Genomic DNA, 22,004 nt, shown 5'->3' with positions numbered 1-22,004 from the left:
GAAGTGGCCTAGCGATCGAGCAGCGCCTGCAGCGTCTCGATGCGGTCCGCCTCGTTGGCCGGCTTGTCCCAGCGCAGCCGTGAAATGCGGGGGAAGCGCATGGCAACGCCGGATTTGTGCCGGGTCGAGCGGTTGAGCCCCTCGAAGGCGACTTCCAGCACCAGGCCGTTGTCGCGGTCGGCCCGCACCGAGCGCACCGGTCCGAAGCGTTCGATGGTGTTGTCGCGGACATATTTGTCGATCTGCTTCAGCTCCTCGTCGGTGAAGCCGAAATAGGCCTTGCCGACCGGCACCAGTTCCTCCTCGCCTTCCCTGCCGGACCAGACGCCGAACGTATAGTCCGAGTAGAAGCTCGAGCGCTTGCCGTGACCGCGTTGGGCGTACATCAGCACCGCATCCACCGTGTGCGGATCGCGTTTCCACTTGAACCAGGGACCTTTCGGCCGGCCGGCGACATAAGGTGAGTCCCAGCGCTTCAGCATCACGCCTTCGATGACCGGATGCGGCGGCGCCCGGCGCAGGTCCTCCAGCGCTTGCCAGTCCTCGAATTGGACGAACGGCGAAAGATCGAAGCGGCTCGGATCGAGCGTCTGCACGAAGGTTTCGAGACGGCCGCGCCGCTCGCGAAACGGCAAGGCGCGCAAATCCTCGTCGCCGATCTGCAGCAAATCGTAGCAGCGCATGAATGCCGGGTATTGCTGCTGCATCTTGGCGGTCACTGTCTTGCGGTTCAGCCGCTGCTGCAGATCCGAGAAGGTTCCCGTCGCCTCCCGGGGATCGCCGACCAGCAGCTCGCCGTCGAGGACGGCGGAAAAATGCATGGCGTCGGCGAGGTCTGGAAAGGCGCCGGAGACATCGTCGCCGGTGCGCGAATAGAGCCTTCGACTGCCGCCTTCGGCTGCCGCCTGGACACGGATGCCGTCCCATTTCCATTCGGCCGCATAGTCCGCGGGGTCAAGCTTTTCGAGATCGCCATCGCCGACCGGGTTCGACAGCATCACCGGTTTGAACAGCGCCATCGCCGTGCTTTGTGGTTTTTCGGCCTTGCCTTCCAGCCACGCGAACAGTGCCGTGTAAGGCGGCGACAGCCCGTGCCAGAGCTCCTCGATCTCGGCGACATCGACCTTGCCGAAATCCGCCAGAGCCTGTTTGGCAAGCCGCGCCGATACGCCGATACGCAGCCCCCCGGTGACCAGCTTGATGATGGCAAAGCGCGCCGAGATGCCGGCGCTGTCGAGCAGCCCGGCCAGCACCTTCGGTCCATCGGAGCGGCTTGCCGCCTGTAGTTTCGCCACGACCTCGCCAAGCGTCGGCTCACGGTTCGGAATGTGTCCGGGCGATTGCGGCCAGACCAGCGACACCGTTTCGGCGAGATCGCCGACATAGTCGTAGGAATAGCCGAACAGCACCGGGTCCATGCGTTCGGTGACCAAGGCACGCAGCATCGCCGGCTTGATCGCGGCGATGTTGAGGTCACCGGTGATGGCGGCCAGCGCCAGGCCGCGGTCGGGATCCTCGACGCTACGGAAATAGTCGGTCAGCAAGGTCAGCTTGCCGTTGCGCGAAGGCGTCAGCACGAGGCGGTCGAGAAGCTCGGCGAAGCGGTTCATGCCATCAATCGCCCTCATCCTCATAGCCGACAAGGTGCAGTGGCCGGGCGGCTATGCCTTCGAGCTCGCACCAGCGCACCAGCGCTTCCTCGCGGCCATGCGTCACCCAGATCTCCTCGGCTCCGGTCTCCTTGATGGTGCCGGTCAGCTCGTCCCAGTCGGCGTGGTCCGATATGATCAGCGGCAGTTCGACGCCGCCTTGCTTGGCGCGCTGGCGGATGCGCATCCAGCCCGACGCGAAGCACGAGATCGGATCGGGAAAGCGCCGCGCCCAGCGGTCGGCGAAGGCCGATGGCGGGCCAACGACGATGGCGCCCGCGAAATCTTGCTTGCCGCCCTCCACCGTTGCCGGTGCGAGCGTCCCGAGGTCGATGCCCTGGCCCTGGTAGTACTCGCTGAGTCTCGCCAGCGCGCCATGGATGTAGATCGGCCTGTCGTAGCCGGCGTCGCGCAACAGCCGCATCACCCGCTGCGCCTTCCCCAGCGCATAGGCGCCGACCAGATGCGAGCGCTCGGGGAACTGCGCCGCCGACTTCAGCAGGCGGCCGATCTCCTCGGTGTCGGGCGGATGGCGGAACACCGGCAGGCCGAAGGTTGCCTCGGTGATGAACACGTCGCACTGGATCGGCTCGAATGGCCGACACGTTGCGTCCTTCTGCCGCTTGTAGTCGCCGGAAGCGACGATGCGCGTGCCCTGGTGCTCGACGGCGATCTGCGCCGAGCCCAGCACATGACCGGCCGGATGGAAGCTGACGCCGACGCCGTCGAGGACAATCGTCTCGCCGAGCCGCGCCGCTTGCGTCGTCTCGGCAAAACGCTCGCCATAGCGCAGGCCCATGATGTCGAGCGTCTGCTGCGTCGCCAGCACCGAGCGGTGGCCGGAACGCGCATGGTCGGAATGGCCGTGCGTGATCAGCGCCCGGTTCACCGGCCGCACCGGGTCGATGAAGAAATCGCCCGGTGGGCAATAGAGGCCCTCGGGCCGGGGGTGAAGCAGGTCGCTGGCGCGCATGTTTCTCCAAGATAGGATATAATTCCGCCACGGGAAGCCTGTTATCAGAGACTGCTGACTCCCGCATACAGCATCGCCGGCTGCATTTGCCGACAGGACCCATCGCCATGAAACCGCTACAGGCCTCGTCCGGCGACTTGAACGCCGATCGCCGCGCCGATTATGCCGAGATGCTTTGTGCGGACGGCGATCATGCGGCGGCGGCCGAATTGCTGCTCGGTGCGCTGGAGCTGACGCCGCAATGGGCGATGGGCTGGTTTCGCCTCGGCGAAATGCAGCAGGCGGCGGGTGCGCCGGATCTGGCTGCGCAGGCATGGACGATGTCGCTGCAACTCGATCCGACGGATCGTCAGGGTGCTGCATTGAACCTGCAATTGATCGGCAAGGCGCCGGCCGCCGACGCGCTCCCCAGTGCCTTCGTCGAGACGCTGTTCGACCACTACGCAGAAAGCTTCGATGAATCACTGGTCGAGAAGCTGGGTTACCGGCTGCCGCAGTTGCTCGATCAGGCCATCCGGACGGCAAGGCCGGGCCGCTTCCCGCTGGCGCTCGACCTTGGCTGCGGCACCGGCCTGATGGGGCAAAGGCTGCGGCCCATCGCCGATCGGCTGGAGGGCTACGACATTTCGGCCAGGATGCTGAAGCAGGCGCGGGCCAAGGGTGTCTACGATTTCCTTGGCAAGGCCGATTTGCGGGATTTTTCCTATGCCGGCCCGAAAGCCGAACTGGTGACGGTGGCCGATGTCTTCATCTATGTCGGCGCGCTGGACGGCGTGGTGAAGACGGTTGGCGGCTTGCTGACCGGGGATGGCCTGTTCGCCTTTTCCGTCGAGAGGCTGGCCGGCAATGGCGATTTCGTGTTGCTGCCATCGCGTCGCTACGCACATTCGGAACATCATGTGCGTGAAGTCCTGGCTGCCAACGGGTTTTCAGTCCTGTCGCTGGAAACAACCGTGATCCGGCAGGATCGCCGGGAACCGGTCGAAGGGCTGGTCGTTGTGGCGGACAGGCTGCCAGCAGGTTGAATGCCAATCCTGTTTCGTCGCCCTCGCGGACATCGGTGCTGCGAAAAAGTCTGATTTGCGTGCGCGACTGATATTTGCGATCTGGTCGCATCAGGGCGGGATATCAGGAGGAGCATATCAGATGCGCTGGAACATGATTGTCTTGGCATCTTGCCTGGCGACCGCCGGCTGCGTGGGCAATTCGATGTCCGAGAGGCAGGACGCCAATATACAGTCCTCCCTGCAGTATGACAGCGTCCCGTGCGACCAGTTGCTCGCGCAGCGCAACGGATTGGCGCAGCAATACCATCTGTCGACGGAAGCCAAGCCGACATTCTCCAACCCGGCGATGGGCTTTGGCCCGTTCACGCTTGACATGCGCTCCAAGGCCAAGCGCGATGCCGACCAGGCGACCGGCGAGATCGATGCCATGAACCGGTCGATCGACCGCCGTGACTGCGGCCACCCGGACAAGCAGAAGAAGTTGGCCCTGCCCGGTTAAGGAAGCCGTTGTTGGTCGGGAATTTATCGCAGGCAGCGGGCTACGTCCTTGCGAGGGTACGATCGGATGGATCTCTCGGACCTCGGTGACCGCATATGTATCCTGGGGCCCTCCAACAGCGGCAAGTCGACCCTCGCCGACGCCATTGGCCGGAAGCGCGATGTGGAGGTCATTCACCTCGACCAGCTCTTCCATCTTCCGAACACGGATTGGGAAGCGCGCCCAAAGGACGAATTCATTGCCCTGCACGACGCCGCAATCGCCGGCGAGCATTGGGTCATGGACGGAAATTATTCGGTTTGCATGCCGCAACGCTTTCGGCGGGCGACGGGATTGATCCTGCTGGATGTCTCCACGCCGGCAAGTTTATTGCGGTATTTTCGCCGGACGTTGTTCGAGAAAGAAAGGCGCGGTGCTTTGCAAGGCGGGCGCGACAGCGTCAAGTGGGACATGATCCATCATATTGCGGTGGCCACGCCGCGAAATCGCGAACGGTACCGAGCGATGTTCGAGCAACTCGCCCTGCCAAGATTGGAACTGTCTTCCATGCGGGCAATCAAGAAATGCTTCCAGGAATGGGACCTGGCCAGATGAGGTCGTGTTCCGGCTAATACCCCGCTTTGCGGTCCACCAGATTGACGAGCTTTTCGCCCCGTTCGAAGGCATCCATCTGGCGCAGCATGATCGGCGCCAGGTGGACAGGGTCGGAGGTCGCGGCCGTATGTGGCGTCACGAACACCTTGGGATGGCTCCACAACGGACTGGTCTTTGGCAGCGGTTCGACCTCGAACACGTCGAGACTCGCTTCCTTCAGCGTGCCGTCATCCAGCGCCCGCAAAATGTCGGCGTCCTTCTGCAGGCGGCCGCGCCCGGCATTGATCAGCACCGAGCCGCCAAGACCGTTGCGTTTCCTCAGCTCCTTCAGCACCCCGTAGTTGATGATGCCACGGGTGTCTGGCGTCAGGGGCAGCAGAACGACCAGGATATCGGTTGCCTTGAGGAAAGGGATCAATCCGGCCTCGCCGGAATAGGTCGCAACGCCGTCCATCGGTCGGTCGCTGCGCGACCAGCCATTGACGGCAAAGCCGAGCGACAAAAGCACCGAGGCTGCGGCGCGGCCGAGATTGCCGAGCCCCATGATGCCGACGGAAATGTCGCCGGCCGGCCTCTGCTGCGGCTCATGCCAGATCTTCTTCGGCTGCTGCGACCGGTAGAGCAGGCCCTGGCGATGGTGATCGAGCACCCGCCAGACGACATATTCGGTCATGTACTGGGTAAGGTTGTCGGCGACGACCTTGACGATCGGCACATCGGGCAGGCCGGGATCGGCGAAGATATGGTCGACGCCGGCACCGATCGAGAAGATGGCGCGCAGATTGGGCAGCGACGCCAGGATGTTCGGCTTCTGCTTCCACACCACGGCATAGGTGATCGAAGGGTCTTTGGCGCCATCCGGCTCCAGCACCACCTCGCGTTCCGCCGACAACAGTTCGCGCCAGCGCTGCGGATGAAAGCCGGTGACGGCAAGCAGGATACGGCCTTTTTCCATCGCGATCTTCTAGTCCCTCTTTACGCAAATCACTGGCTGACGATGCCGACAGGGGCCGTCTCTATCTTGAAGGCGGCCGAGATCAACGCCCGAGTATAGTCGGTTTGCGGATTTCCAAAAATCTGCTCGGAAGGGCCGGCTTCGACGATCTTGCCGTTGCGCATGACGATGACGTCATTGGCCAGCGCCCGGATGACCTTGAGGTCGTGGCTGATGAAGAGATAGGCGAGGTCGTGCTTGGCCTGCAGGCTGCGCAACAGGTCGACGACCTGCGCTTGCACGCTCATGTCGAGCGCCGACGTCGGCTCGTCCAGCATGACGAAGCGTGGGTTGAGCACCATGGCGCGCGCGATGGCGACGCGTTGGCGCTGGCCGCCGGAAAACTCGTGCGGATAGCGGTTGCGTGTCGCCGGATCGAGGCCGACCTCGTTCAGCACGGCGGCTACTTTGTCGTCGCGCTGGTCGGGCGACAGCTTCGGTTCGTGGATCTTCAGGCCCTCCTCAATGATCTCGGCGATCGACATGCGCGGGCTGAGCGAGCCGAACGGGTCCTGGAAGACGATCTGCAGCTCGCGCCTGAGCGGCCGCATGGCATTGAAGGACAATTGGTTGATGTCGTGCCCGTTGAACTGGATGGTCCCGGTCGACGAGATCATGCGCGCCAGCGCCAGGCCGAGCGTCGTCTTGCCCGAGCCGGACTCGCCGACCACCCCAAGCGTCTGGCCGGCACGCACGGTGACATCGATGCCGTCGACCGCCTTCACATTGTCGACGGTGCGGCGGAAGAAGCCGTGCTTGATCGGGAACCAGACCTTGATGTCCTTGCCCGTCATCACCGGCTTGGCGGCGGCATTGGCCGCCGGCGGCTTGCCCTTCGGCTCAGCCGCAAGCAGATGCCGCGTATAGGCATGCCGCGGATTGGCGAAGATCTCCTTGGTCGGTCCGGTCTCGACGATCTTGCCCTTGGTCATCACGCACACCCGGTCGGCAATCTTGCGCACGATGCCGAGATCATGGGTGATGAACAGCATCGACATGCCCTTGCGGCTTTTCAAGCCGGCCAGCAGTTCGAGGATCTGTGCCTGCACGGTGACGTCGAGCGCCGTCGTCGGCTCGTCGGCGATCAGCAGTTCGGGTTCGTTAGCCAGTGCCATGGCGATCATGACGCGCTGGCGCTGACCGCCGGACAGCTGGTGCGGATAGGCATCGAGCCGCTTCTGCGGATCGCGAATGCCGACCTCGTTGAGCAGTTCCAGCGTACGCGCCTTGGCCGGGCGGTCGGCCATGCCTTGATGCAGCTTCAGGATCTCGACGATCTGATGCTCGATCGTGTGCAGCGGGTTGAGCGAGGTCATCGGCTCCTGGAAGATCATGGTGATCTTGTTGCCGCGCACCTGCCGCAACTGCTTCTCGCTCATGGCAAGCAGGTCAGCGCCCCGGAACAGGATCTTTCCCGAGGGGTGGCTGGCGCTCGGATAGGGCAAGAGCTTCAACACCGACAGTGCCGATACCGATTTGCCGGAGCCGGATTCGCCGACGAGCGCCACTGTCTCGCCCTTGGCGATGTCGAAGGAGATGTGGTCGACCGCCATCGACTGGTCGCCGCCCTGGCCGAAGGCGACGCTGAGGTCTTGGACGCTGAGCAGGGGAGCCTCGCTCATCGGAACGTCTTGCGCGGATCGAAGGCGTCGCGCGTCGCCTCGCCGACGAAGACCAGCAGCGACAGCATCAGCGAAATGACGACGAAACCGGAAATGCCGAGCCACGGCGCGTTGAGGTTGCGCTGCGCCTGCTTGAGCAGCTCGCCGAGCGAGGCGGAGCCGGGCGGCAGGCCAAAGCCGAGATAGTCGAGCGAGGTCAGCGTCGAGATCGAGCCGCTGAGCAGGAATGGCAGGAAGGTCAATGTCGCCACCATGGCGTTGGGCAGGAGGTGCCGGAACATGATGGTGAGGTTGGGCACGCCGAGCGCCCGGGCCGCGTTGACATATTCGAAGTTGCGGGCGCGCAGGAACTCGGCCCGCACCACGCCGACCAGCGCCACCCAGGAGAACAACAGCATCAGTCCGAGCAGGATGAAGAAGCCCGGCGGCAGGATGGCGGCGACGATGAGCAGGAGGTAGAGCACCGGGATCGCCGACCAGATTTCGATGAAGCGCTGGAACAGCAGATCGGTCCAGCCGCCGAAATAGCCTTGTACGGCGCCGGCCGCGACGCCGATCAAAGCCGAGCCGGCGGTCAGGATCAGGCCGAACAGCACCGAAATGCGGAAGCCGTAGATGACGCGCGCCAGCACGTCGCGCGCCTGGTCGTCGGTGCCAAGCCAGTTCCAGTTGCCGACGATGCAGGCCGGGTCGGCAGCGCCTTGCGGGTACTGGTTGCAGCGTGTCTTGGCGTCATACTCCCAGGACGGCCTGGCCGGTGCCGCTTCCGGAATGGCGTTGTTGACGGTCTGGTAGGAGTAGCGCACCGGCGGCCAGATCATCCAGCCATTGGCGTTGATCTCGTCCTGGATTACGGGGTCGCGGTAGTCGGTGACGGCATAGAAGCCGCCGAACTTTTCCTCGGGGTAGGCGACCAGCACCGGAAACAGGATCTCGCCCTTGTAGGAAGCGATGATCGGTTTGTCGTTGGCGATGAATTCGGCAAACAGCGACAGCACGAACAGGACGAGGAATATCCACAGCGACCAGAAACCGCGCCGGTTGGCTTTGAAGTTCTGCAGGCGGCGCTTGTTGAGCGGCGACAGGAAGGGCCGCTTGATCCGCGCGGGCGCCGTCTCCGCGGTGGCGCTGGCCTCCGACATCAGACGTCTCTCCGCTCGAAATCGATGCGCGGATCGACCCAGGTGTAGAGCAGGTCAGACAGCAATCCGACGAACAGGCCGAGAAGCGAGAAGATGTAGAGATTGGCGAACACCACGGGATAGTCGCGTTCGACCACCGACCGGAAACCGAGCAGGCCGAGGCCATCGAGCGAAAAGATGTTCTCGATCAGCAGCGAGCCGGTGAAGAAGGCCGAGATGAAGGCGCCCGGAAAGCCGGCGATGACGATCAGCATGGCGTTGCGGAAGACGTGGCCGTAGAGCACCTGCCGTTCCGACAGGCCCTTGGCGCGCGCCGTCACCACATACTGCTTGCGGATCTCTTCCAGGAACGAGTTCTTGGTCAACAGCGTCGTGGTGGCGAAAGCCGACAGCACCAGCGCCGTCAGCGGCAAGGTCATGTGCCAGAAATAGTCGACGATCTTGCCCCACCAGGACAGCTGGTCCCAATTGTCGGAGGTCAGGCCGCGTAGCGGAAACCAGTCCCAGAAGGATCCGCCGGCAAAAAGCACCATCAGCATGATGCCGAACAGGAAGCCTGGGATGGCATAGCCGACAATGACAACGCCGCTGGTCCAGACGTCGAAGGGAGTGCCGTCCTTGACCGCCTTGCGGATGCCGAGCGGGATCGAGATCATGTAGGAGAGAAGCGTGATCCACAGCCCGATCGAAATCGACACCGGCATTTTTTCCAGGATCAGGTCGAGCACCGAGATGTCGCGGAAATAGCTGTCGCCGAAATCGAAGCGGGCGTAGTTCCACAGCATCATGCCGAAGCGCTCGAGCGGCGGCTTGTCGAAGCCGAACTGCTTTTCCAGCTTCTTGATGAATTCCGGATCGAGGCCCTGCGCGCCGCGATATTTCGAACCGACGTCGCCGGCGACATCCAAATTGCCGCCGCCCACGTCGCCACCGCCGCCGCCAAGGCGATCGCTGCCGCCCTGGTTGGTCAGCTTGGCGATGACCTGCTCGACCGGACCGCCAGGCGCGAACTGGATGACGGCGAAGGATATCGCCATGATGCCGAACAGGGTCGGGATCATCAAAAGGATGCGGCGCAGGATATAGGCGCCCATCAGGCTTTCTGCCCTTGTTGGACTGATATCTCAGCCTTTGCCAATTTTTGCCGCCTTGCCCTTATCGAACCACCACAGCGCCTCGACCGGAAAGCCGAAATCGGGCTTCTGTTCGGGAAAGCCGAACATGTCCCAATAGGCGCTTCGGTGATTCGCCAGGAACCAACTAGGAATCCAATCGCGCCGCGCGCGCAAGACCCGGTCAAGCGCCCGCATCGCCACGGTCAGGGTTTCACGATCCTTTGCGGTGCCCACGGCATCGATCAGCGTGTCGATCGCGGGGTCCGCCACGCCCGGCAAATTTCGCGAGCCGGAGACGTTGGCGGTGCTCGAGTGGAAGAAGACTTCGATGTCGTCGCGCGTCGGCGTCGCGCTGAACGAGAAGGCGGCCGACAGCAGATCGAAGTCGAACGTCGCTTGTCTGGACTGATATTGCGCCGAATCCACCAGCCGGATGGTGGCGTCGATGCCGATCGCCTTCATGTTCGCGACCCAGGGCGAATATATCTGCACGAAGGTATCGTCATCGACCATGAACTCGGCCGAAAGCCTGCTGCCCTTGTCGTTGACGACAAAGTCGCCCGACCGTTTCCAGCCCGCGGCGCCCAGAAGCTTTGCCGCCTTGCCAAGCAGTTTGCGGTCGCGGCCGGAGCCGTCGGATGCGGGCTGCGTCACAGCCTCGCCGAAGACTTCCGCCGGAAGCTGGCTGCGCAGCGGCTCCAGCAGGGCCAGTTCTTCCGGAGAAGGCGGCCCTTCGGCGCGGAAGGCCGATTTCTCGAAGCAGGATTGCGAGCGTTCGTAGGAGCCGTAGAAGAAATTGCGCCGCGTCCATTCAAAGTCGAAGCACAATGCGATCGCCTGCCGCACCCGGGCGTCGCGAAACTGCTCGCGTCGTTGATTGACCGCGGTCCCCTGCATGGCGGGCTTCTTTTCAGCCGGAAATTCGTGCTTGACCACTTTGCCGGCCGTCAGTGCGGGGAAGTCGTAGGCGGTGGCCCAGACGCGCGAGGTGAATTCTTCGCGATAGGTGATCTCGCCCTTCTTGAAGGCTTCGAAACCGGCGGTGCGATTCTGATAGAACTCGATGCGGATGATGTCGAAATTGTTCAGGCCACGATTGACCGGGAGGTCGCGTCCCCAATAGTCCGCCACACGCTCATACTCGATCCATGCGCCGGCCGAGAAGCTCCCGACCTTGTAGGCACCCGAGCCAAGCGGCGGGTTCAGTTGCGAACTGTCGAACGGGTTTGCCGTGTAGAAAGCCCTCGACAGGATCGGGAACTGCACGATGTTGAGTACGGTGCGGGCGGACTGCTTGCCGGAAAAAGTCAGCCGCAGCGTGCGGTCGTCCACGGCGACGGCGTCGACCATATGCGTCAGCGACAGCGACAGGTCGGGGTGGCCCTTGTCCTTGTAGAGCTTGAAGGTGAAGGCGGCGTCTTGTGCCGTCAGCGGCGTGCCGTCGTGGAAGCGCGCCTGCGGGCGAAGCGAGAACGTGAAGCCGTTGCGGTCGTCCGACAGCGTTACACCGTCGGCAATCTCGCCATAGACAGCGTCCGGCTCATCGAGCGCTGATACCATCAGCGCATCGAAACACATCTCCATGCGCGGCGGCGCGTCGCCCTTGTTGGCGAAGGAATTGAGCGTGTTGAAGGTCTGCGTGTCCTGGTTGTAGCCCCAGTTCGGTGGCGCGAAATTGAAAATGCCGCCAGTCGGTGCGTCGACGTTGACATAGTCGAAATGTGTGAAATCCGGTTTGTATTTGAGGTCGCCGAAGGCAGACAGGCCGTGCAGCTTGGTGCCGGTCGCGATGTTGGCGAAGGCCCGGCCGGGCAAAAGAGCGGCGGCCGCAGCCGCGCCGCCCAATGCCAGGAAATCGCGGCGAGGCAGGACCGCCATCAATTGCTGCCCCTGTATTTGGCCGCCAGCGCCTTCTCCTTGTCGAGGTCGATCCACCAGGAGTCGATATCGGCGCCGACATAAGCAGGCTGCTTGTCGGGGAAGCCGAACTTGTTCCAATAGGCCAGCCAGACCGCGGACCGGTGATATTGTGGCACGACGTAGAAGTTCCACAGCAAGACGCGGTCGAGCGCGTGGGTGGCGGCGACAAGGTCATCACGGTCGGTGGCGAAGATGATGCGGTCGACCAGTGCGTCGACGATCGGGTCCTTGATGCCCATCAGATTGCGCGAACCAGGCGCGTCGGCGGCCTTCGAGCTCCAGAAATCGCGTTGCTCATTGCCGGGCGAATCCGATTGGCCGAACAGGCCCGTGACGACATCGAAATCGAAATTGTTGACGCGGTTGATATACTGGGTCTGGTCGATGATGCGCAAAGTGGCGGCAATTCCGATCTTGCGCAGATTGGCGATGTAGGGACTGGCGATCACCTGATCCGTGTCGTTCCAGCCAAGGATCTCGAACTTCAATGGCTCGCCGGTCTTGGCATTGACCATCTTGCCACCTTTGATGACCCAGCCGGCCTTGGCTAAGAGATCGACCGCCTGCTTGAGGTACTTCCGTTCCGCTTGCGGCGAATCGTAGACGGGCAGCTTGAATTCCTGGGTGAAGAGTTCGGGCGGCAGCTTGTCGCGAAACTTTTCCAGGATCTCCAGTTCCTTGCCTTGCGGCAATCCGCTCGACGCCAGGTTTGTGCCCTGGAAATAGCTGGATGTGCGGGTGTTGAAGCCGAAGAACAGGGTGCGGTTCATGCTCTCGAAATCGAACGGGATGGTCAGCGCCTCCCGCACCAGGCGATCCTGGAACAGCGGCCGACGCTGGTTGAGGACGAAGCCCTGCATCGGTTCTGGCGACTGGGTCTGGAAGTCCTTCTTGATGACGTCGCCGGTCTGGAATGCCGGGAAATTATAGGCGGTCGCCCATTTGCGCGAGCTGTACTCCCGGTGGATGTCTTCCAGCCCACCCTTGGTGAAGGCCAGCCAGGCGGCATTGTCATCGAGGATATAGGTATAGCGCCGCCTGTCGAAATTCTCGCGACCGATCTTTACCGGCAACTTGGCCGCCCAGTAGTCCGGCACGCGTTGCCAGATGATTTCCGAGCCCGGCTTGAAGCTGGCGATCTTGTAGGCGGCCGAGCCGAGCGGAATTTCCAGTGTCGGCTTGGTGACGTCGCGCTTTTTGCCGCTGGCATCGGTGCCCTCCCACCAGTGTTTCGGCAGCACGGCGAGATCGCCGATGATCTTGGGCAGTTCGCGGTTGCCCTTCTGGCTGAAATGGAACTCGACCTCGCGGTCGGAGACGGCCACCGCGTCGGTGACATTCTCGAAATAGCGGCTGTATTGCGGGCTGTTGGCCTTCAGCACCTGGAACGACCAGATCACGTCATCGACGGTGATCGGCTGGCCGTCGTGCCATTTCGCGCGCGGGTCGAGCCGGTAGGTCGCCGAGGAATAGTCGGCCGGATATTTGTAGGCATCGGCGATCAGCGGATGGCTGGTGCTGCCTTCGTCGGTGGCCTGCTCCATCAGCGTGTCGTAGAGCAGGCCACCGCCGAATCCGACAAGGCCCGCCGCCGGCGATCCCTGGACGACATAGGGGTTGAAGCTGTCGAAGGTACCGAGCACCACCGAATTCAACGTGCCGCCCTTTGGCGCATCAGGGTTGACGTAGTCGTAGTGCTGGAAATTGTCGCCGTATTTGGACTCGCCGATCAGCGATGAGGTGGTGCGCCATTCGTCGGCACGGGTGGTCTGCAATCCCGCCGCCAGAAGGGCTGCCGCCAGCAGCGACTTGAGAAGCGTTCGGCCAACCGTCATGCACTATCCTCTTCGCCATGCCTGTCCCGGATCAGTCCAGAAAGGCAATCTAGATGATTTGGCGCTCGTGAAAACCGCTATGCGCGGCTTTGTCGCCGTATATGCGTTTGTCCTAACGAAAAAGCCGGGCTGAACCCGGCTTTTTCAAGGTCGTCGAAATGCTATCTGGTTATTGGGCCGGTGCCGGTGCCGGTGCGGCCGGAGCCGGTGCAGCGGGGGCGGCTGGCGCCGCCGGCTTTGCCGGGGCGGCCTCCGCCGGCTTGGCGGGTGCCGTCGCGTCGGCGGCAGCCCCTGGCGCCGGCAGCGGCTTGGGATTGTCCGAAAGCGTGCGCAGATAGGCGATGACGTTGGCGCGGTCCTCGTCCTTGGGCAGGCCGGCGAAGCCCATGGCCGTGCCTTTCACGAATTTCTTCGGCGAGGTGATGAAGTGGTTGATGTTGTCGTAGGTCCACTTCTCGGTGCCGCCCTTGGAGAATTCCTTCATGCCGGCCGAATAGGCGAAGCCCGCATGTTCGGCGACGGGGCGGTCGACGAGATCCCACAGATCGGGGCCGACCTTGTTCGGGCCGCCCTTTTCACCGGAATGGCAGGCCTGGCACTTCTTGAAGACCGCTGCGCCCGCTTCGACATTGGCGGTCGCCAGCAGGTCGGCGATCGGCTTGGCTTCGGCAGCCGGAGCGGCCGGGCCGCCTTCGGCGGGCTCGGCGGCCTCGATGGCGAAACCGGGCTTTTCCGGGGGCGGCGAGGCAAACAGCGCATTGGACACAAGGCCGACCGAGAACACCACGAAAACGGTTCCGAGCAATCCGGCGAGCAGCTTGTTGACTTCGTTGGAATCCATACGCCCCTTGCTCCCTTTTCCGGCGGACCGAACCGTCCACTCCGTCCGTCGGTATCGAGACCTGCCCTCCAGAGCCGGTCAAATCGGGCGGAAACTAGGTCTTTTGCTCGGGCGTTGCAACACCTATAAGGGCGCTTCCAGTGAGACCTTTTGCCACTTTTCCCTTCCCCTTTTGAGATGCCTGTCGCTTGCGATGTCCACGTTGATCCTGATCCCGGCCCGCATGGCCTCGACGCGCCTGCCGGGCAAGCCGCTGGCTGACATCGCGGGCGCGCCGATGATCGTCCATGTCGCCCGCCGCGCCGCCGAGGCCGGCCTCGGCCGAGTGGTGGTGGCGACCGACACGCAAAGCGTGGCGGAAGCGGTGCGCGCGCATGGTTTCGAGGCCGTGATGACGCGCATGGACCACGAATCGGGTTCCGACCGCATCTTCGAAGCGCTGACGATCCTCGATCCTGAGAAAAAGGTCGAAACGATCGTCAACGTTCAGGGCGACCTGCCGACCATTGATCCCGATTTGATCGGCGCTTCGCTCAGGCCTTTCGAGAACGCGGCCGTGGATATCGCCACGCTCGGCGTCGAGATCGTCCGCGACGAGGAGAGGACCAACCCGAACGTCGTCAAGATCGTCGGTTCGCCGCTCTCCGGCACGCGGCTGAGGGCGCTTTATTTCACCCGCGCCACCGCGCCATGGGGCGAAGGGCCGCTCTATCATCATGTCGGCCTCTATGCCTATCGTCGCGCCGCGCTCGAGCGCTTCGTCGCGCTGAAGCCGTCCCAGCTCGAACGCCGCGAGCGGCTGGAACAGCTGCGGGCGCTGGAGGCCGGCATGCGCATCGATGCCGAGATCGTGCGTTCGCTGCCGCTCGGCGTCGACACGCCCGAAGACCTCGAACGCGCCAGAACCATCCTTTCGACCTGAGACATCCCTTCGAACCCGAGAACCTTGAACCGAGACTTGGCCCATGCCTGAAAAGACCAACAGAATATCGTTCCAGGGCGAGCCGGGCGCCAATTCCGACACCGCCTCCCGCAACGTCTATCCCACGATGGAGCCGTTGCCGTGCCCGACCTTCGAGGACGCATTCAATGCCGTCGAGACGGGCAAGGCCGATCTCGCCATGATCCCGATCGAGAACACCATTGCCGGGCGCGTCGCCGACATCCATCACCTTTTGCCGGAATCGAAGCTGCACATCGTCGGCGAATATTTCCTGCCGATCCATTTCCAGCTGATGGTGCTGCCGGGCGTCAAGCGCGACGAGATCAAGACCGTGCACAGCCATATCCACGCGCTTGGCCAGTGCCGCAAATACATCCGCAAGAACGGCTGGAAGGCGATCGTCGCTGGCGACACGGCTGGCGCCGCCAAGCTGGTCTCCGAGGTCAAGGACCGCACGATGGCCGCTCTGGCGCCGGCTTTGGCAGCGAAGCTCTACGGGCTCGACATCATCGAGGAGAATGTCGAGGACACCGACAGCAACGTCACGCGCTTCGTCGTTCTGACCAAGAACAAGCAGTGGGCCGAACGCCCCTCGGCCGACGCCAAGATGATGACGACCTTCATCTTCCGCGTCCGCAACGTGCCGGCCGCGCTCTACAAGGCGATGGGCGGCTTCGCCACCAACGGCATCAACATGACCAAGCTGGAGAGCTACCAGCTGGGAGCTTTCACGGCGACGCTGTTTTACGCCGACATCGAGGGCCATCCCGACGATCCGCTGGTCAAGCTGGCGCTGGACGAGCTTCGCTTCTTCTCGCGCGAGGTGCGGATCCTTGGCGTCTATCCGGCCAGCGAGTCGCGTGAGCAGTGGAAGGTGGCGGACTAGATCACCGCGCCGAGCGGCACATAGTCGATTTCGAGGAATTTCTCGACTTCCGGAATCCAGCGATCGCGCACGAAGGCGACGTGGTCGGGGTGGTCGTTGTACCTCGTATAGGCGGCCTGATCGGCGAACTCCATCGAGAAGCCGAACTGGTAGTCGTTCTTGGGCTGACCTGCCGCAACTGTTCGAAATGCGTGACGCCCCGGATCGCCGAGAGGATTTTCCTGGCGTCGACGAGAAACCGCTTTTCCTCCAGCGAGTGTGGCGCATGCTTCAGCGTGAAGACGACGGTGTGACGGATCATTTGTCTCTCCTGGAATGTCTTTCAGTACTCGCGGGCATTATTCGGCATCGACCCAGGCGCGGATAAGATGGTGCGCAATGGCGCCTTTCGGCGGTGTTATCAGATTGCCGGGATGCTCCCTGGCAAGCATCAGGCGCACTTCGTCGCGGGCAAACCAGCGGCAATCTTCCAACTCGTTGAGGTCGGCCTGGATGTCTTCATTGAGCGGCTCGCCGAAGCAGCCGATCATCAGCGAATAGGGAAACGGCCAAGGCTGGCTGGCATGGTAGACGACACGGCCCAGCCTTATGCCGGCCTCCTCCAGCGTTTCGCGGCGCACCGCCGCCTCGATCGTTTCGCCCGGCTCGATGAAACCGGCAAGGGCCGAATACATGCCCGGCGCGAAATGCCGGCCGCGCCCAAGCAGGCATTTCTCCCGCGTCGTCGTCAGCATGATCGCCACCGGGTCGGTGCGCGGAAAATGTTCGGTACCGCAATTCGGGCAATGCCGCTTGTAGCCGCCCGCCCGCATCTGTGATTCGGTACCACACTTGCTGCAGAAACGATGGCTTGCATGCCAGGCGAGCAGGGCAGCCCCTTGCGCCATCGCGCCGGCGGCCGCTTCATCGATCAGCCCTTGCATGTAGACCGAGCGGTAGTCGATCGCCTTGATGGTTTCGGGCAGCTGTTCGGCATCGACGCCGGCCGGCACGGCCAGCACGGGTCCTTGTGCGGAAAAGCCGAGCAGGACGCCATCGGCAAGCGAAACCTTGAAGGGCTGGCTCTCGGCGACGCCGAACCAGGGGTCGAGACTGCTGTTCCCGAGCTTCAGGTAGAGCCGGCCGCCATTCATCAAAAGCAGCCGCGTCGTCGGATCGGCCAGCGCCTGGTCGACCGAATCGTCGGCGCGGTTCTCGGATTGCCGGTCGATCGTGTTGCCGGCAAAGCCGACGAACTGGCTCGGCTCGCGCAAGGGCGCGTCAAACAGGCGAAAGCTCATACGGACTCTGGTGTTTTGGGATGGACATGTTTTGGGATGAACACAGGGGAAGGCTTATAGCGCCGCCCTTATCGTTTCGGCAAACCGGCGCAGGTCGGAACGCTTGTAGGGCTCGCGCAGGCCGTGCCCCCACACCGGGCCGGGCCAGCCGGGATCGCCTTCCGAACGTGCGATGACATGGATGTGCAACTGGCGCACGATGTTGCCGAGCGCGCCGGTGTTGATCTTGGTGCAGCCAGTCGCCTTCTTCAGCGCTTGCGCCACCATATTGGTCTCGAAGGTCAGCATTGCCTGGTCGAGAGGGGTCATGTCGTGGATTTCCTCCGCACCGGGCCGCTGCGGCACAAGCAGCAGCCATGGCCAGCGGCGATCGTTCATCACCCGCAATTCGCATAGCCCAAGCCACATCAACTGCTCGCTGTCCGCCTCCAGCCGGGCATCCAGCGTGAATCCGGCCTTCAGGCCCGGCAGCATCGGCGTTTCCCTTACGTTTCGTGTTTTTTTCAACCGCATAAACGCTAGAGCGGCGGCACAGGGGCTGCAAGCGAATCATTATGCCCCTCACGGTTTGGTGTGCCAATTCTCGTGCGCACTTGCATTTCATCGCCGAATTGCCGATATGGAAAGCGGGAGGTTGGTGGTGGACGATCCACTCGCCAACCGGGTCAGGTCCGGAAGGAAGCAGCCCTAACGAGCCCGGAACGGGTCATTGTTCCAGCCTCCCACCTCATTGGCCCCTCTCGCGACATTGACGACGCATTGCAGCGCGAGCGAGACTATGCGCAGGAATCGGCCGCCTGCGGGCGCGGCCATTTGGAGCTTAACGGGCGAATGAGCGAAGCCGGAAATTCGGGACCAGAAAGCCTGGAGAATGGCAAGGCCGTCGCCTATCGCGTGCTGGCGCGCAAGTACCGTCCTTCGAACTTCTCCGAGCTGGTCGGCCAGGAGCCGATGGTGCGTACCCTCACCAACGCCTTTGCCAGCGGCCGCATAGCCCAGGCGTGGATGCTGACCGGCGTGCGCGGTGTCGGCAAGACCACGACGGCGCGCATACTTGCGCGGGCCCTGAACTACAAAACCGCCGATATGGACCAGCCTTCGGTCGACCTTGCCGTGCTCGGCGAGCATTGCCAGGCAATCATGGAAGGCCGCCATGTCGACGTCATCGAGATGGATGCCGCCTCGCACACCGGCATCGACGATATCAGGGATATCATCGAGCGCGTGCGCTACGCACCGGTCTCGGCCCGCTACAAAGTCTACATCATCGACGAAGTGCACATGCTTTCCACGCAGGCCTTCAACGGCCTGCTGAAGACGCTGGAAGAGCCGCCGCCGCACGTCAAGTTCATCTTCGCCACCACCGAGATCCGCAAGGTTCCGATCACCGTCCTGTCGCGCTGCCAGCGTTTTGACTTGAGGCGCATCGATGCCGGTGCGCTGGTCGCCCACCTATCCTCGATTTCGGCCAAGGAAGGCATTTCGGTCGACGACGATGCGCTGGCGATGATCGCGCGCGCCGCCGAGGGCTCGGCCCGTGATTCGCTCTCCATCCTCGACCAGGCGATCGCGCACGGCGCCGGCTCCGTCAGTGCCGATGCCGTACGGGCGATGCTGGGGCTGGCCGACCGCGCCCGCATCGTCGACCTGTTCGAACATGTGATGAAGGGCGACGTGGCGGCGGCATTGGCCGAATTCCGCACGCAATACGACACCGGCGCCGATCCGGCCGCCGTTCTGACCGATCTTGCCGAGTTCAACCACCTCGTCACCCGGCTGCGTTTCGTGCCGACGGCAATCGAGGATGCTTCGCTGTCCGAGGGCGAGCGGCAGCGCGGCGCCGATTTCGCCAGGACGCTGTCGGTCAGGGTGTTGTCGCGGACATGGCAGATGCTGCTCAAGGGCATTCCCGAGGTGCAGTCCTCCAACCGGCCGGTCAGTGCCGCCGAGATGGTGCTGATCCGGCTGGCGCATGCCGCCGACCTGCCGACGCTGGACGAGGCGCTGAGATCGCTTGAGGGCGCGGCACCGGTTCAAAATGGCGCGCCGCGCCCGAATGGAGCGCCAGCAGCTTCCGGCAATGGCAATGGCGGCGGCGCCAGCGCGGTGGCGCAGACGCGCATGCCTGCCGGACCGGGCGGTGCGCAGACCATGCGGCTGGTCGACGCGGCGCCTGCTCCCGTCGCCTTTGTCGCGCCACCGCAACCGGTGCTGGAGACGCAGCAGGTACCGCTGAAATCGCTGGCCGACATCGTTGCCCTTGCCGACGCGCAGCGTGACATCGCCTTCAAGGTGTTGGTCAAGAGCTGCATCCGTCTCGTGCGTATCGAGCCCGGCCGTATCGATGTCGGCCTCACCAGCGACGCGCCCAAGATGCTGCTCAACGATCTGACGACGAAGTTGCGCGCCTGGACCGGGCGCAACTGGCTGGTCTCGCTGTCGAAGGAGGAGGGCGGCCAGACCCTCGCCGAAATGGAATCGACCAAGCGCGAGAATGCCTTCCTGGATGCCAAGAGCGACCCGACCGTCGCCGCCATCCTGGCGCGCTTTCCCGGTGCGAAGATCATCGACGTGCGCATTCCCGACGCGCCGGAAGCCGAGACGGCTGAAGCCGATGTGCCGGTCGAACCGCCGGCGGACGACGACGAGACCTGATCCCAGCAAGTATTCGCAAAGGACCCGACCATGAAAGATCTTCTCGGCCTGATGGGCAAGGCGAAGGAAATGCAGGCCAAGTTCCAGGCCATGCAGGACGAGATCGCCACGCTGGAAGCATCCGGCCAGGCCGGCGGCGGCCTGGTTAACGTGACGCTGACCGGAAAATTCGAGATGAAGTCGCTGAAGATCGACCGGTCCTTGTTCAAGGAGGACGATGTCGAGATCCTGGAGGACCTGGTTCTCGCCGCCCACAATGACGCCAAGACCAAGGTCGAGCAGATCATGCAGGAAAAGACCAAGGCGCTGACCGCGGGACTGCCGATCCCGCCAGGAATGAAACTGCCCTTCTAGCGTTCAGTGGCGGCACGCCATGACCGAAGAGCCGTCCGAAAGACTGATCGAGCAGCGTATCCGCAACCGGATCTACGAGATTCTGGAAATCCTGGCCGATTGCGATGCGGGCGTCGATCTCGTCGGCATCAAGGGTTATTTCGATCTGTTCGAGGATTTCGTGCATCTCCCGTCGATCGAGGCCGGCACATCGGCTCTTTCGCGGGACGAACGCGCGATCGTGCTGGAGATCGCTGAATTCCTCGAGGCGGCCTGCGAGACAAATCCGGACTTCACCAAGGCTGAGTTCATCGAGAGCGATTGGCCGGGAAAGATCGCTCCCGCGGCCAGGAACGCGCGGGAATTGTTCCTCGATAGAGGGCTGTTTTCCGAGAAAGTCGAAGAGGTCGAGCCTGGCCAGCCAGCCGCGATGCCGGCCGCGCGCTAACCGGGAAAAACCATGCATTTGTGCCCATTTGGCAACAGTGCCTCATTAATAACGTTTTAGCCATCATTTTGCCTGAAAGTGTCTCATTCTTGCCGCAGCCTGGGGGCGGGCATCGAAGTGAGAGGGTTACCTGTTGATTGCCATGCGATGGAAGACGCCGCTGTTGCTCGGCGTCGTTACGTCTCCCCTGTTCTTGGCCGCTTGCAGTCAGACCACTTCGCACGGCATGTCCGTGGCAAGCCTGACTGACGCCATAACGCCGAGTTTCCTGAGCTCGCGGGCCTACAGCCACACGCCGAAGGACAAGGAATGCCTGGAGAGGGCGATGTTCTTCGAGTCCAACCGGTCGAGCCGCGACGGCATGATCGCGGTCGGCACTGTGGTGATGAATCGGCTGCGCTCCGGCAACCACGGCAGCACCATCTGCGAGGTGGTGGGCGAGCGCGGGCAGTTCGCGCCCGGCGTCATGACCCGGCCAATGAATTCGCGGGCGATGCCCGATGTCGAGGAAGCCGCCGACGCCGTGCTCAAAGGCGAGCGCAAGGCCAAGCTCAAGAACACGATGTATTTCCACACCGCCGGGCTGCGGTTCCCCTACAAGAACATGCACTACACCATGGTTGCCGGCGGCAATGCCTTCTACGAGAAGCGCGGCCGCAACTGGCAGCCGCTGCCGGATGAGCCGACCGTCGCCATCGCCTCGGCCGCGACGCCAGCCCCTGTTCCGGCCGTGCTTGTCGCTTCCGCGGACCCGGCGCGTCCGGCCAAGACGTCTGTCCGGACCGCTCCGGCGCAACAGGCCTTTATGACTGCCTCGGTCGAACCGGCACATCAGCCCAAGACGGCGACCGCCCGCACCGCCCCTGCCCAGCAGGCTTATGTGACCGCATCTGCTGCGCCGGCGGCAAAGTCGGCGCGCGTCTCGGCCAAGCCGATAGTGGTGGCGATGCAGGAGCCGATGGAAGAACCCGATGCCGCCCGTTTTGGCGGAACGTTGAACAAAAGGGTCATCAGCTCGGTCCAGAACGCGCCGCAGGAGGCGTCGATGGGGTTCCAGTCGACGCCGGACGACACCGACGCCATCGGCGCGATGATCGTCAGCCAGAGCCGGCCGCTCGAAGCCAACTGATCGCACTCCAGGGTCCGCCAGCGCAATATGGCGGGTCTTGCCGACTCTGGATGTTCCAAAGCGCTCTGAAAAATCCTGGAACGGCTCACCGTTTCGTGGAAACGGTGAACCGTTCCCACTTTTCATTTTGACGCAATTC

20 protein-coding genes, 1 other RNA gene and 1 pseudogene are annotated in these 22,004 nt (G+C 63.0%); 10 read left to right on the top strand and 12 right to left on the bottom strand.

Annotation, left to right across the window (positions count from 1 at the left end; all coding sequences use genetic code 11):
• Window positions 1–8: 8 nt before the first annotated feature.
• Window positions 9–1,610: a cisplatin damage response ATP-dependent DNA ligase gene (locus AC56QP_RS14740; protein ID WP_489863599.1), complete on the bottom strand. Its 1,602-nt coding sequence runs from the start codon at window positions 1,608–1,610 to the stop codon at window positions 9–11.
• Window positions 1,611–1,614: 4 nt separating this feature from the next.
• Entirely contained in the window at window positions 1,615–2,622 is a 1,008-nt protein-coding gene (locus tag AC56QP_RS14735) for a ligase-associated DNA damage response exonuclease (protein ID WP_489859236.1), read from the bottom strand.
• Between the two features lie 107 nt (window positions 2,623–2,729).
• Between AC56QP_RS14735 and AC56QP_RS14730 the strand changes: the two genes are divergently transcribed.
• From AC56QP_RS14730 to AC56QP_RS14720, 3 genes are all read left to right on the top strand, one after another.
• Window positions 2,730–3,647, top strand: a complete 918-nt coding sequence (locus tag AC56QP_RS14730; protein ID WP_489859237.1) for a class I SAM-dependent DNA methyltransferase — start codon at window positions 2,730–2,732, stop codon at window positions 3,645–3,647.
• A 184-nt stretch (window positions 3,648–3,831) separates the two neighbouring features.
• Entirely contained in the window at window positions 3,832–4,128 is a 297-nt protein-coding gene (locus tag AC56QP_RS14725) for a hypothetical protein (RefSeq protein ID WP_489859238.1), read from the top strand.
• 66 nt (window positions 4,129–4,194) lie between these two features.
• On the top strand, window positions 4,195–4,722 hold the full coding sequence (locus tag AC56QP_RS14720) for a P-loop NTPase family protein (protein ID WP_489859239.1): 528 nt from the start codon (window positions 4,195–4,197) through the stop codon (window positions 4,720–4,722).
• Between the two features lie 13 nt (window positions 4,723–4,735).
• On the opposite strand, the gene AC56QP_RS14715 is transcribed toward AC56QP_RS14720, so the two are convergent.
• From AC56QP_RS14715 to AC56QP_RS14685, 7 genes are all read right to left on the bottom strand, one after another.
• Window positions 4,736–5,677: a 2-hydroxyacid dehydrogenase gene (locus tag AC56QP_RS14715; RefSeq protein ID WP_489859240.1), complete on the bottom strand. Its 942-nt coding sequence runs from the start codon at window positions 5,675–5,677 to the stop codon at window positions 4,736–4,738.
• A gap of 29 nt (window positions 5,678–5,706) precedes the next feature.
• Window positions 5,707–7,338, bottom strand: a complete 1,632-nt coding sequence (locus tag AC56QP_RS14710) for an ABC transporter ATP-binding protein (protein WP_489859241.1) — start codon at window positions 7,336–7,338, stop codon at window positions 5,707–5,709.
• Complete coding sequence (locus tag AC56QP_RS14705) at window positions 7,335–8,480, bottom strand: ABC transporter permease (protein WP_489859242.1); 1,146 nt, start codon at window positions 8,478–8,480, stop codon at window positions 7,335–7,337. The genes AC56QP_RS14710 and AC56QP_RS14705 overlap by 4 nt, the downstream gene beginning before the upstream one ends.
• Window positions 8,480–9,574, bottom strand: coding sequence for a microcin C ABC transporter permease YejB (locus AC56QP_RS14700; RefSeq protein WP_489859243.1), 1,095 nt, complete (start codon window positions 9,572–9,574; stop codon window positions 8,480–8,482). The genes AC56QP_RS14705 and AC56QP_RS14700 overlap by 1 nt, the downstream gene beginning before the upstream one ends.
• A 30-nt stretch (window positions 9,575–9,604) precedes the next feature.
• Window positions 9,605–11,473, bottom strand: a complete 1,869-nt coding sequence (locus AC56QP_RS14695) for an extracellular solute-binding protein (protein ID WP_489859244.1) — start codon at window positions 11,471–11,473, stop codon at window positions 9,605–9,607.
• Window positions 11,473–13,350, bottom strand: a complete 1,878-nt coding sequence (locus AC56QP_RS14690; RefSeq protein WP_489859245.1) for an extracellular solute-binding protein — start codon at window positions 13,348–13,350, stop codon at window positions 11,473–11,475. Before AC56QP_RS14690 ends, AC56QP_RS14695 begins: the two co-directional genes overlap by 1 nt.
• A gap of 169 nt (window positions 13,351–13,519) precedes the next feature.
• The gene (locus tag AC56QP_RS14685; protein ID WP_489859246.1) at window positions 13,520–14,191 is read right to left on the bottom strand and encodes a c-type cytochrome; all 672 of its coding nucleotides are present in this window, start codon (window positions 14,189–14,191) and stop codon (window positions 13,520–13,522) included.
• Window positions 14,192–14,384: 193 nt separating this feature from the next.
• Between AC56QP_RS14685 and AC56QP_RS14680 the strand changes: the two genes are divergently transcribed.
• Together AC56QP_RS14680 and AC56QP_RS14675 are read left to right on the top strand one after the other, a co-directional pair.
• Entirely contained in the window at window positions 14,385–15,113 is a 729-nt protein-coding gene (locus tag AC56QP_RS14680; protein WP_489859247.1) for a 3-deoxy-manno-octulosonate cytidylyltransferase, read from the top strand.
• Window positions 15,114–15,156: 43 nt separating this feature from the next.
• On the top strand, window positions 15,157–16,020 hold the full coding sequence (locus AC56QP_RS14675; protein ID WP_489859248.1) for a prephenate dehydratase: 864 nt from the start codon (window positions 15,157–15,159) through the stop codon (window positions 16,018–16,020).
• Here the strand turns inward: AC56QP_RS14675 and AC56QP_RS14670 are convergent.
• The 3 genes and pseudogenes from AC56QP_RS14670 to AC56QP_RS14660 form a co-directional block, all read right to left on the bottom strand.
• Window positions 16,017–16,321, bottom strand: a pseudogene (locus AC56QP_RS14670) (Dabb family protein). The gene AC56QP_RS14675 and the pseudogene AC56QP_RS14670 overlap by 4 nt on opposite strands.
• A gap of 37 nt (window positions 16,322–16,358) precedes the next feature.
• A complete protein-coding gene (gene nudC, locus AC56QP_RS14665) occupies window positions 16,359–17,300 on the bottom strand; it encodes an NAD(+) diphosphatase (protein ID WP_489859249.1) in 942 nt (313 codons plus the stop codon).
• A 54-nt stretch (window positions 17,301–17,354) separates the two neighbouring features.
• Window positions 17,355–17,774, bottom strand: a complete 420-nt coding sequence (locus AC56QP_RS14660; protein ID WP_091584565.1) for an HIT family protein — start codon at window positions 17,772–17,774, stop codon at window positions 17,355–17,357.
• Between the two features lie 155 nt (window positions 17,775–17,929).
• Between AC56QP_RS14660 and ffs the strand changes: the two genes are divergently transcribed.
• The 5 genes from ffs to AC56QP_RS14635 all read left to right on the top strand — a co-directional run bounded on the left by ffs (window position 17,930) and on the right by AC56QP_RS14635 (window position 21,865).
• Window positions 17,930–18,026: signal recognition particle sRNA small type (gene ffs / locus AC56QP_RS14655), an RNA gene on the top strand.
• Window positions 18,027–18,131: 105 nt separating this feature from the next.
• Window positions 18,132–19,955 (top strand): DNA polymerase III subunit gamma/tau, encoded by a 1,824-nt coding sequence (locus tag AC56QP_RS14650; protein ID WP_489859250.1) that lies wholly within the window; start codon window positions 18,132–18,134, stop codon window positions 19,953–19,955.
• A 30-nt stretch (window positions 19,956–19,985) separates the two neighbouring features.
• Window positions 19,986–20,309, top strand: coding sequence for a YbaB/EbfC family nucleoid-associated protein (locus AC56QP_RS14645; RefSeq protein ID WP_477225316.1), 324 nt, complete (start codon window positions 19,986–19,988; stop codon window positions 20,307–20,309).
• A gap of 19 nt (window positions 20,310–20,328) precedes the next feature.
• A complete protein-coding gene (locus AC56QP_RS14640; RefSeq protein ID WP_489859251.1) occupies window positions 20,329–20,736 on the top strand; it encodes a hypothetical protein in 408 nt (135 codons plus the stop codon).
• A 133-nt stretch (window positions 20,737–20,869) separates the two neighbouring features.
• A complete protein-coding gene (locus AC56QP_RS14635; RefSeq protein ID WP_489859252.1) occupies window positions 20,870–21,865 on the top strand; it encodes a cell wall hydrolase in 996 nt (331 codons plus the stop codon).
• Window positions 21,866–22,004 lie beyond the last annotated feature (139 nt).

This window comes from Mesorhizobium sp. RCAM 05104 (assembly GCF_059683645.1).
Note: the sequence above shows the minus strand (reverse complement) of the source record. Positions and strands in the feature narration are given on the sequence as shown.

What these genes read in the sequence shown, in the direction of transcription:
- AC56QP_RS14730 (WP_489859237.1), top strand. Translation starts at nt 2,730, where the DNA reads ATGAAACCGCTACAGGCCTCGTCCGGCGACTTGAACGCCGATCGCCGC.
- nudC (WP_489859249.1), bottom strand. Translation starts at nt 17,300, where the DNA reads ATGAGCTTTCGCCTGTTTGACGCGCCCTTGCGCGAGCCGAGCCAGTTC.
- AC56QP_RS14695 (WP_489859244.1), bottom strand. Translation starts at nt 11,473, where the DNA reads ATGGCGGTCCTGCCTCGCCGCGATTTCCTGGCATTGGGCGGCGCGGCT.
- AC56QP_RS14740 (WP_489863599.1), bottom strand. Translation starts at nt 1,610, where the DNA reads ATGAACCGCTTCGCCGAGCTTCTCGACCGCCTCGTGCTGACGCCTTCG.
- AC56QP_RS14715 (WP_489859240.1), bottom strand. Translation starts at nt 5,677, where the DNA reads ATGGAAAAAGGCCGTATCCTGCTTGCCGTCACCGGCTTTCATCCGCAG.
- AC56QP_RS14650 (WP_489859250.1), top strand. Translation starts at nt 18,132, where the DNA reads ATGAGCGAAGCCGGAAATTCGGGACCAGAAAGCCTGGAGAATGGCAAG.
- AC56QP_RS14720 (WP_489859239.1), top strand. Translation starts at nt 4,195, where the DNA reads ATGGATCTCTCGGACCTCGGTGACCGCATATGTATCCTGGGGCCCTCC.
- AC56QP_RS14700 (WP_489859243.1), bottom strand. Translation starts at nt 9,574, where the DNA reads ATGGGCGCCTATATCCTGCGCCGCATCCTTTTGATGATCCCGACCCTG.
- AC56QP_RS14680 (WP_489859247.1), top strand. Translation starts at nt 14,385, where the DNA reads ATGTCCACGTTGATCCTGATCCCGGCCCGCATGGCCTCGACGCGCCTG.
- AC56QP_RS14735 (WP_489859236.1), bottom strand. Translation starts at nt 2,622, where the DNA reads ATGCGCGCCAGCGACCTGCTTCACCCCCGGCCCGAGGGCCTCTATTGC.
- AC56QP_RS14725 (WP_489859238.1), top strand. Translation starts at nt 3,832, where the DNA reads ATGTCCGAGAGGCAGGACGCCAATATACAGTCCTCCCTGCAGTATGAC.
- AC56QP_RS14640 (WP_489859251.1), top strand. Translation starts at nt 20,329, where the DNA reads ATGACCGAAGAGCCGTCCGAAAGACTGATCGAGCAGCGTATCCGCAAC.
- AC56QP_RS14690 (WP_489859245.1), bottom strand. Translation starts at nt 13,350, where the DNA reads ATGACGGTTGGCCGAACGCTTCTCAAGTCGCTGCTGGCGGCAGCCCTT.
- AC56QP_RS14660 (WP_091584565.1), bottom strand. Translation starts at nt 17,774, where the DNA reads ATGCTGCCGGGCCTGAAGGCCGGATTCACGCTGGATGCCCGGCTGGAG.
- AC56QP_RS14710 (WP_489859241.1), bottom strand. Translation starts at nt 7,338, where the DNA reads ATGAGCGAGGCTCCCCTGCTCAGCGTCCAAGACCTCAGCGTCGCCTTC.
- AC56QP_RS14705 (WP_489859242.1), bottom strand. Translation starts at nt 8,480, where the DNA reads ATGTCGGAGGCCAGCGCCACCGCGGAGACGGCGCCCGCGCGGATCAAG.
- AC56QP_RS14675 (WP_489859248.1), top strand. Translation starts at nt 15,157, where the DNA reads ATGCCTGAAAAGACCAACAGAATATCGTTCCAGGGCGAGCCGGGCGCC.
- AC56QP_RS14645 (WP_477225316.1), top strand. Translation starts at nt 19,986, where the DNA reads ATGAAAGATCTTCTCGGCCTGATGGGCAAGGCGAAGGAAATGCAGGCC.
- AC56QP_RS14685 (WP_489859246.1), bottom strand. Translation starts at nt 14,191, where the DNA reads ATGGATTCCAACGAAGTCAACAAGCTGCTCGCCGGATTGCTCGGAACC.